Raw genomic sequence first — 1624 nt, 5'->3', positions numbered from 1 at the left:
TCCGCCTGCACCAGCAGGAAGTCCGCGATGTCGCCGCAGGTCACGAACCACTTCTCGCCGTTCAGCAGCTCCCTGACCGGCGAGGCCGGTCAGGGGTTGTTCCGGGTCGGGTCAGGGACGCCTCGGGGGCGATCAGGGAGGGTCCGCCCGGACCCTCCCCTTCGATGTGCCGGTCAGGACAGCTCGCGGACACCGAGCTGCCGCACGAACAGCAGGCTGTCGGCGTTGGCCCAGTACTCGGCGAGCATGCCGTCCCTGACCAGCAGGGTGTCGGTTCCCGTGAAGCGGACCCGGTTGCCCACGGCGTCCTGCGAGGCTCCCGGGAAGCCTCCGGCGTACGTGCCTTCGGCCGCCCAGCGGACCACCAGGAAGTCGTCGGTGGCGATCGGGCCGACGGTGATCTCGAAGCTGAGGTCACGCAGGATCGTGTGGATGCCCGCCACCCACCCGTTCAGGCCGTCACGGCCGTGCACCGTGTCGTCGCCCGAGCCCGTGAGAGGAGCGGCGTGCGCGACGAAGTCAGGAGCGATGATCTTGTCGGTGAAGGACAGGTCGTTGTTCCAGAGGGCCTTCCACGGCTCGGCGAGCAGGGCGTTGGAGGAAGCGGACATGGTGGGTTCTCCTTCGAGATGCGGGTTGCTTGCGGGACGTGCGGCGGGCGGCCCCCGGGTGCGGCGTCAGCCGCGCCCGGGGGCGCAGCGGGTGAGGGTCGTTTCGGCGGTGGCCCGTGGGCCGGTGCGGCGCGTGAGGAGAAGAGCGAGGCAGGCCGTCGAGGCCAGCACCGCGGCCGAGATGGAGAACGCCGTCCGGTAACCGGCGGTGAGCGCCTCCACGTGCGGTTCTCGTAGGGCGGCGTGCGTGGTGACCGAGCCGGCCAGGGTTGCGAGGGCCGCGAGTCCGACGGCGCCGCCGACCTGGCGGGTGGTGTTCACCAGTGCCCCGGCCAGGCCCGCGTCCTGTGGCGGGACGCCTTCGACGGCGAGGGCCGTGAGCTGGACGAAGGCGACGCCGAGGCCGAGGCCGACCAGGACGCTCGGGCCGAGGATGTCGGCGAGGTAGCTGCCGTCGGCGCTGATCCGGGACAGCCACAGCAGTCCGGCGGCCTCGGCCAACAGGGCTCCCGTCACGGTCACGGTGGCACCCAATCGGCGGGACAGGCGCGGCGCGAGGGTGGAGCCGAGCATGTTCGCGGCCGCGAGCGGGAGCTGGCCCGCTCCGGTGGCCAAGGGCGCTGATCCGAGCACCTGTTGCTGGTAGAGCGGGAGGAAGTAGAACAAGGCGATCCATACGGAGCCCAGCAGGGCCATCAGCAGGTTGCCGGCGGCGACCCTACCGGTGGTGAAGAGCCTCGGCGGTATCAGGGCATCGGTCCGGCGCAGCTCGATGACGGCGAACGCCCCGAGCAGTACGACGGCGGCGCCGAGGGCGGCGAGCACCCGGGCATCCGTCCAGCCGGTGCCGCGTGCGGTGGTCAATGCCCAGACCAGGCAGGTCAGGGCGAGGGTGACGGTCGTGGTGCCCAGCAGGTCGAACCGCCCTGACCGCCGTCCGTCCGAGGCCGGCACGAGAACGGCCACGGCGGTGAGGACCAGTCCCGATCCCACTACGCCGTCCAGGCCCTGTG

The 1624-nt window shown here is 71.7% G+C and carries 2 protein-coding genes; both read right to left on the bottom strand.

Features of this window, described 5'->3' with window-relative positions; translation table 11 throughout:
- Positions 1-173 precede the first annotated feature (173 nt).
- A complete protein-coding gene (locus tag AB0O29_RS35755; protein WP_365160563.1) occupies positions 174-611 on the bottom strand; it encodes an ester cyclase in 438 nt (145 codons plus the stop codon).
- Positions 612-677: 66 nt separating this feature from the next.
- Positions 678-1624: MFS transporter (locus tag AB0O29_RS35750; protein WP_365160561.1), on the bottom strand; the 947-nt coding region annotated here is incomplete at its 5' end.

This window comes from Streptomyces sp. NPDC089915 (genome assembly GCF_040684675.1).
Classification (GTDB): Bacteria; Actinomycetota; Actinomycetes; order Streptomycetales; family Streptomycetaceae; genus Streptomyces.
Note: the sequence above shows the minus strand (reverse complement) of the source record. Positions and strands in the feature narration are given on the sequence as shown.

Excerpts from the sequence above, each read along its gene's own strand:
- AB0O29_RS35755 (WP_365160563.1), bottom strand. The coding sequence starts at position 611 with ATGTCCGCTTCCTCCAACGCCCTGCTCGCCGAGCCGTGGAAGGCCCTC.